This is a genomic window from Longimicrobium sp., from assembly GCF_036554565.1.
Taxonomy (GTDB): domain Bacteria; phylum Gemmatimonadota; class Gemmatimonadetes; order Longimicrobiales; family Longimicrobiaceae; genus Longimicrobium.
On the sequence record NZ_DATBNB010000244.1, the window covers coordinates 1 to 7,261 of the forward strand.

Annotated in this window: 7 protein-coding genes; 4 read left to right on the top strand and 3 right to left on the bottom strand. The window is 69.0% G+C overall.

Translation table 11 applies throughout. From position 1 onward, the window contains the following. Positions 1 to 90 precede the first annotated feature (90 nt). The gene (locus VIB55_RS06595; RefSeq protein ID WP_331875877.1) at positions 91 to 939 is read left to right on the top strand and encodes a hypothetical protein; all 849 of its coding nucleotides are present in this window, start codon (positions 91 to 93) and stop codon (positions 937 to 939) included. Between the two features lie 636 nt (positions 940 to 1,575). On the opposite strand, the gene VIB55_RS06600 is transcribed toward VIB55_RS06595, so the two are convergent. Genes VIB55_RS06600 through VIB55_RS06610 form a run of 3 tightly spaced genes read right to left on the bottom strand, consistent with a single transcriptional unit; the run spans position 1,576 to position 4,264 of the window. After that, positions 1,576 to 2,610 carry an ATP-dependent DNA ligase gene (locus VIB55_RS06600; protein ID WP_331875878.1) on the bottom strand — a complete coding sequence of 345 codons (1,035 nt, stop codon included), beginning with the start codon at positions 2,608 to 2,610 and terminating at the stop codon, positions 1,576 to 1,578. Further along, a complete protein-coding gene (ligD, locus tag VIB55_RS06605; RefSeq protein ID WP_331875879.1) occupies positions 2,607 to 3,629 on the bottom strand; it encodes a non-homologous end-joining DNA ligase in 1,023 nt (340 codons plus the stop codon). The genes VIB55_RS06600 and ligD overlap by 4 nt, the downstream gene beginning before the upstream one ends. Next, positions 3,626 to 4,264, bottom strand: coding sequence for a hypothetical protein (locus VIB55_RS06610; protein WP_331875880.1), 639 nt, complete (start codon positions 4,262 to 4,264; stop codon positions 3,626 to 3,628). Before VIB55_RS06610 ends, ligD begins: the two co-directional genes overlap by 4 nt. 227 nt (positions 4,265 to 4,491) lie before the next feature. Between VIB55_RS06610 and VIB55_RS06615 the strand changes: the two genes are divergently transcribed. The 3 genes from VIB55_RS06615 to VIB55_RS06625 all read left to right on the top strand — a co-directional run. Next, positions 4,492 to 4,785: a type II toxin-antitoxin system RelE/ParE family toxin gene (locus VIB55_RS06615; RefSeq protein ID WP_331875881.1), complete on the top strand. Its 294-nt coding sequence runs from the start codon at positions 4,492 to 4,494 to the stop codon at positions 4,783 to 4,785. Between the two features lie 12 nt (positions 4,786 to 4,797). Then, the gene (locus VIB55_RS06620) at positions 4,798 to 5,232 is read left to right on the top strand and encodes a HigA family addiction module antitoxin (protein WP_331875882.1); all 435 of its coding nucleotides are present in this window, start codon (positions 4,798 to 4,800) and stop codon (positions 5,230 to 5,232) included. A gap of 305 nt (positions 5,233 to 5,537) precedes the next feature. Next, positions 5,538 to 7,261: M1 family aminopeptidase (locus VIB55_RS06625; RefSeq protein ID WP_331875883.1), on the top strand; the 1,724-nt coding region annotated here is incomplete at its 3' end.

Below are 7,261 nucleotides of genomic sequence, written 5' to 3' on the forward strand. Positions count from 1 at the left end.
CCTATCCTTGTGGCACGTTCCGGGGCACGGTGCCCCGGAGCCTGACCTCCCCGCGGCGACGACGGGGACCGCCGACCCGGAGCGACGAAAATGCAACGCACCTCGCTGAAGTTCTTTGCCGCCCTGGCGCTCGCCGCCACGTCCGCCGCCTGCACGCAGGGGAACGCCAAGCCGGCCGACACCGCCGCGGCGCCCAACGTGGTGACCATCACCGCGGCCGACTTCAACTACCAGTCGCCGGCCACCATCCCCGCGGGGATGACGACGATTCGCCTGGTGAACAACGGCACCGAGATGCATCACGTGCAGCTGGTGCGCCTGGACGACGGGCACACCGTGCAGGAGCTGATGCAGGGGATGAGCGGGCACGACGGGCCGCCGCCGCCCTGGGTGCACTTCGTGGGCGGGCCCAACACGCCCGTCCCCGGTGGCGGCGTCTCCGAGGCCACGCTGGACCTGAAGGCGGGGACGTACGCCATGCTCTGCTTCATTCCGTCCAAGGACGGCGTGCCGCACGTAGCCAAGGGGATGGTCAAGCCGCTGACCGTGGTTGCCGGGGAAGGCGCGGCGGCCGCAGCGCCGGTGGCGGACCTGGACATGAACCTGGCGGATTACTCGTTCGCGACGAACACGGAGCTCACGGCGGGGCGCCGGACCATCAAGGTGCAGAACGTGGCCGTGCAGCCGCACGAGGTGGTGCTGGTGCAGCTGGCGCCGGGCAAGACGCTGCACGACATGATGGCGTGGATGATGAACGAGAACGGCCCCCCTCCGGGGCGCCCGGTGGCGGGGACCACGGGCCTGGACCGCGGCGAGGTGAACTACATCACGGCCGACTTCCAGCCGGGCGAGTACGCGCTGCTCTGCATGCTCCCCGACGCCAAGGACGGCAAGCCGCACATCGCCCACGGCATGGCGCGCCAGATCACCGTCCGCTGACGCGCGGAAGGTGATGGACGAGATCCGCCCCCGCCCGGGGTTCCGGGCGGGGGCGGATCTGTGTCGATCATCGGCTGCGGGGAAGTTCGACCGAGGCCCGGCGCATGCCGCGGGTGGCCCCTCTCCCGGCCTCTCCCCCGCAAACAGCGCGGGAGAGAGGAGCACTTCAATCGGGGTTCGATGGGCTGCGCCGCATGCTGCGGGAGCCCCCCATCCCCAGCCCTTCCCCCGCAAACTGCCGCGGGGGAAGGGAGCCAGCCCGGTGCGATGGGCCGCGCCCGGTGCGCGGGCGGAGGCTGCTGGCCAGGGCTCGGTGCGTTTCGAAACGGCCGGCGCATTCCTCGGCTGCCCTCACCCCCGGCCCCTCTCTCGCGAGCGGGAGAGGGGAGAATTCGATTGCGCTCCGGCGAGCCTGGCGCACTCGACTCCGCATGCAGTCCGCGAAGGCGGACTTCGGGCCGTCGTTGCCGCGAATTCATTCGCCCCAGCAGGGCCGGGCCTCGCTCACGTGTGGGGTGGGCCCCCCAAACCCTCTCCCGCTTGCGGGAGAGGGTGGCACGCGTGTCAGCGCGGCCGGGTGAGGGCCCCACGGCAGCCGAGGCCACGCACACGAACTACGCCCATTACCACTCGCCGCTACCCAGCCAGCAGCCGCAGCGACGACCTGCCCGCCACACCCAGCTGCGCGTACGTGCACTGCTCCGGCGCCTTGTCGGGGCGCCAGCGGACGAACTTGGTCCCGTGGCGAAAGCGGCCGCCGCTCATGTGATCGTAGCCCACCTCCACTACCAACTCGTGCGCCAGCGATTCCCATTCCGTGGACCGCTCGTTCATCCGCGTCCACCGGCTGGGCCCTCCGGGCGCGGAGCCGGTGAATCCCGGCGGCCCGCGCAGCGCCTCCAGCCGCGGCGTCAGCGCCTCGCGCTCCTCGCGGCTCATCGCCGAGCAGAACCCCACGTGGTTCAGCAGCCCCTGCTCGTCGAACAGGCCCAGCAGCAGCGACCCGACGATCGGCTCCTTCTGCGCGTAGCGAAACCCGCCCACGACGCAGTCCACCGTGCGGACGTTCTTGATCTTCACCATCCCCGTGCGCTCGCCGGAGAGGTAGGGCAGGTCCAGCCGCTTCGCCATCACCCCGTCCAGCCCCCGCTCGCCCTGCTCCAGCCACGCGCGCGCCTGCGTTTCGCTGCAGCTGGCGGGCGACAGGCGTACGGCCCCGCCGAAGAACTGCCCGGCGAACGCCTCCAGCTTTTCCCGCCGCTCGCGGAGGGGGCGGTCCGTCACCGGGCCGCCGCGGGCGCCCAGCAGCAGGTCGAAGCCCACCATGATCGCGGGATGCGCCGCCGCCAGCTTGTTCACGCGGCTCGCCGCGGGGTGCAGGCGCAGCTGAAGCTCCTCGAACGAAAGCGCGTCGCCCACGGGCACGACGATCTCGCCGTCCAGCACGAAGCGGCTGGCGTTCAGCCCGCGGAGGGCGTCGACCACGTCGGGAAAGTAGCGGCCCAGCGGCTTGCCGGCCTTGGAGCGGAGCTCCACCTCATCCCCGTCGCGAAAGGCGAGGCAGCGGAAGCCGTCCCACTTGGGTTCGTACTGCCACTCGTCGCCGGTCGGCAGCGCGTCCCACTGCTCGCTCTCGGCAACGGGAAAGTCGGTGGCGATGGGCAGGTTCACAGCAGCCCCGCCAGGTCGAAGCGCCCGCGCTTCTGCGTCAGCGGCTTCCACAGGTCTCCCACTTTTGCGAGGCGCGCCGGGGCGTTCCGGAGGTCGAAGGCCGCCAGCTCGATGCCACCCTCCACTTCCTCCCACGTCACCGGCATGGAAACCGTGGCCCCCGGCTTGGCGCGAACGGAGTAGACCGAGGCCAGCGTGCGGCCCCACGCGTTCTGGTTGTAATCCACCAGTACCCGCCCGTGGGGCCGCTTGGCGACACGGTATTCGGCGGTCACGAGCGCCGGATCGATCTTTTCCATCGCCCGCGCGAACTCCTTGGCGAAGCTCCACACCTGCTTCTGCGTGGGCCCATGGACGATGGGCACGTACACGTGGATGCCGCTGGACCCCGTCGTCTTGGCGTACGAGGTCATCCCCAGCTTCCGCAGGTTGTCGCGCACCATCAGCGCCGTCTGCCGCACCTTGGCGAAGTCGGCGCCGGGCACGGGATCCAGGTCGAAGTGCAGGTAATCCGGGCGATTCGTGTCGTCGCAGCGGGAGTACCAGGGGTTCAGGTCGATGCACCCCAGGTTCACCAGCCACAGCAGCGAGGCCAGGTTGTTGACCATCGGAAAGTCGATGACGCTGGCCGACGCGTGCTCGATGGAGCAGGTCTTCAGCCACGACGGCGCGTTCTCCGGCGTGCGCTTCATGAAGAAGAACTTGCCGTTCCACCCGTTGGGATACCGCTTCATCACCATGGCGCGGTCCACCAGGTGTGGAAGCAGGTACGGCGAAACGGCAACGTAGTAGCGCAGCAGGTCGCCCTTGGTGATGCCCAGCTCGGGCCAGAACGGCTTGTGGAGGTTGGTGAGGTTCACCGCCCGCCCGCCGACGCGCACCTCGCACGCCTTGCCCTTCCGGGGGATGATGTCGGGCGTGGCCTCGGCGTCGGGAACGCTGGTGGTGACGGGCCTGGGCCGCGGGGCCGCCTTGGGCCTGGCGCGGGGGGAGGCGGGCTGTGCGGCGCGTGGCGTCATGGGGCGGATTTCTTCCACGATCGAGGTGAAAGTTTGGGCGGGCGCCTGCCGGTGCGCACCGCGCCGAGGACAGGCGCGTACTCCAGCTCCGGCCCGTCGGCGGCGGCGCGCAGCATCAGCCCACCCCGGCTCATGTCGCCGCGCCCCACGAAGTCCACGGGAAAGAGCAGCCGCTCCCCGAAGATCCCCGCCAGCACGTCGACGTACTTGCCCGACGCCACGCTTCCCAGCAGAACGAATGCCGTTCCCGGCCCGGCCGCCTCGTTCAGCGCCCGCGCGTGCTCCTCCAGCGGCCCGCGGTAGCCGGCGTTCGTCACCGAAACGTCGCCCTGCTCGGCGAACTTGCGCAGCACGGAAAGCGGAATGGGTGATTCCGGCGGCACCAGCCCGCGCGTCGGCGTGATCACCAGCGCACCCGGCAATCCCGCCGGCGGCGCGGCAAAGGCGCGCGAGTAGGCGATCTTGCCGCGGAAGTACAACCCGCTCAGAAAGCTGAACACGTCGCCCAGCGGCGCACCGCCCGGCTCCCGCAGCTTCTGGGCGAGGGGAAACGAGGCCGCGTCGCGCATCACCATCTGCCCGCGCTTGCCCCCGCAGTACGCGGGCGACAGCAGGAAAATTCGAGGGAAATCCATACGCTTTCAGCCGAGCAGAACGCGTGCCGGGCCGTGCACCCCGTTCACATCCCGCCACGCGTGGTACCAGTTAAGCGCATGGGATTGCGGTGGATGGAACGCGAGAGCATAGTACCGCGCTCGCCTGTCCACGATGCGCACTCTTGCTACGTATAACGCTATCCGTTATACTCGGCCGGGAGGGGATCTGGACGGCCATTCCGCCACTCCAGACCTCCCGCTCGACGATGATCGTCTCATTCAAGGATCATGGCACACGCGATGTGTTCCTCAGCAACGACTCACGACGAGCAAGGAACACATGCCCGTCCATCCTGTGGCTGGCTGCGCGTGATCGGCTGGACCAGATCCACGCGGCCACGCGGCTCCCGCAATTGCGGATGCCACCCGGCAATCACCTCGAGGCATTACGCGGGGACAGGCTCGGACAGTTCAGCATCCGAATCAATCGGCAATTTCGCGTGTGTTTTCGCTGGGTCGGCGGACACGCGGAAGATGTGGAAATCGTGGACTATCACTGAGGAGCGATAGAGATGAGTATCACACGAGCGGAGCACCCGGATCCATTGGCGGACAGCCTCAGCAAGCACATTGCTCACATGCTCCCGACACACCGCACCCCGACTCCGCCGGGCGAGATGCTGTTGCGCCAGTTCATGGAGCCGAGTGGGCTTTCTCAGGCCGAGTTGGCCAGGCGCATCGGCGTCTCGTATCCGCGAGTGAACGAGCTGGTGAACGGAAAGCGGAGCCTCACGCCCGACACCGCCCTGCGGCTGGCGCGGCTCTTCGGCGTTAGTGTGGAGTTTTGGATGACTACGCAGATGCTGTGGGACATGTGGCACGTGATCTACTCGCCTGTGGCAGCTGACATCGAGAAGATCGAGCCGATGTGGCCAGAGGTGAGTGAGGACGATATCCCGTTCGAAGACGAGTTCGTCCCCGCGCCGGAGCAGTCCGCCGCGGATTGATCTGCCGAGGCTCGCGCCGGCGCTTGTCCCCCGGCGCGGCGCGCGCCTACCTTGGGGATCTCCCTTCCGCGCCCCCTGCCCGGAGCGTCGCAGGGCTTTCTACATCCGCCCACAGTCCCCGCGCGGCACCACGCTGGGCATCGCGTTCGTCCTGTGGCTGGTGGGAGCGCTGGAGATGCTCGCGGGTATCCAGCTGCCTTGGGAGCTGGGGCGATGGGCGCTCCTGCTTGCCGGCGCGCTGCTGATGCTGGGCTGCATGCTCAAGGGCCTGTGACGCCGATGCGCGACTTACCGCTGGACTGCCGATGATCTTTCGAAGTGCCTGTCTCCTTCTGGCCGTGGCGATGCTCTCCGCCGTGCCGCCGCTCACGGCGCAAGCCCCCGCGCCGCGCCTGGACGAGATGATGAGCCCCGGTGTGTCTGCCGGGCTGGCGCGACACCGCGCGGCCACGCTGAGCGACGTGCGCTATCGCCTGGAGCTGGACGTGACGCGGGATTCCGTGGCGTCGGGCCGGGTGGCTGCCACGTTCACCCGGGTGGCGGATGCCGGCGACCTGGTGATCGACTTCCGGGGGCCGTCTCTTGGGCCACTGACGGCGAACGGGCAGGCGGTGGCGGACCGGGAGTGGAGGAACGGGCACCTGCGCATTCCCGCCCGGCACCTGCGCGCGGGCGAGAACACGGTGACCGCCGAGTTCACGGCGCGGATCGCGGCATCGGGCGCCAGCATCATCCGCTTCAAGGACGACACGGACGGCTCCACGTACCTGTACACGCTGCTGGTGCCGGCCGACGCCAACCAGCTCTTCCCCTGCTTCGACCAGCCGGACCTCAAGGCCCGCTTCACCGTCGGCATTACCGCCCCCCGGCAGTGGCAGGTGCTGGCGAACGGCGCGGCGACGGGTGTGGAGCCGGCGGGAGAGGCCAGGCGCTGGTCGTTTGCGGAGACGGACCCCATCAGCACCTACCTCGCGGCGTTCGCGGCGGGGCCGTGGAAGGTGTGGAGGCCGGAGTCGGCCGGCGGCGTGGGCCTGTTCGCGCGGGCCAGCCGCGCGGCCGAGGTGGAGGCCGATTCGCTGATCGCCATCAACCGGCGCGCGGTGACGTGGCTGGAGCGCTACTTCGGCGTGCCCTATCCGTTCGACAAGTTCGAGATGCTGCTCGCGCCCGCCTTTCCGTTCGGCGGAATGGAGCACGTGGGTGCCATCTTCTACAACGAAAACCAGTTCATCTTCCGCGAGGCGCCCACGCTCGGCCAGCAGATCGGGCGCAAGTCCACCATCTACCACGAGGTGGCGCACCAGTGGTTCGGCGACCTGGTGACCATGCGCTGGTTCGACGACCTGTGGCTGAAGGAGGGCTTCAGCACCTACATGGCCGCGCGGATGCAGGGCGAGCTGGACCCGGAAAGCGAGGCGTGGAAGACGTTCTATCTGCGCAACAAGCCGCTGGCCTATGGAACGGACCAGACGTCGGGCACCACGCCCGTGTGGCAGGATCTGCCCAACCTTGACCTGGCGAAGAGCAACTACGGCCCCATCGTCTACAACAAGGCGCCGTCCATCATCAAGCAGCTGAACTTCCTGGTGGGCGATTCGGCGTTCCAGGCGGGGCTCACGCGCTTTCTGACCCGCCACGCGTACGGCAACGCGACGTGGCGGGACTTGCTGGATGCGCTGGAGGAGACGTCGGGGACCAGCCTGGACGCGTTCGGCGAGCAGTACATCCAGCGCGCCGGGATGCCGGTGGTGCAGCCGCGGATGGAGATCGTGGACGGGCAGATCACCGGCCTGACCCTGCACCAGCGTCCCGCCCGCGAGCTGGCCGGCGACCCGGGCGGATGGTGGCCCGGGCGCGTGCTCGTGCGCCTGGCGTACCACGACGAGGAAGACATGGTGATCCCCGTCACCTTCACCGGCGAGATGACGCGTGTCGCGGCGGCCGAGGGGCTGCCCGCGCCCGACTACGTGTGGAGCAACGAGGGCGATTACGGCTACGGCTTGTTCCTGCTGGACTCCGCGAGCGCGTC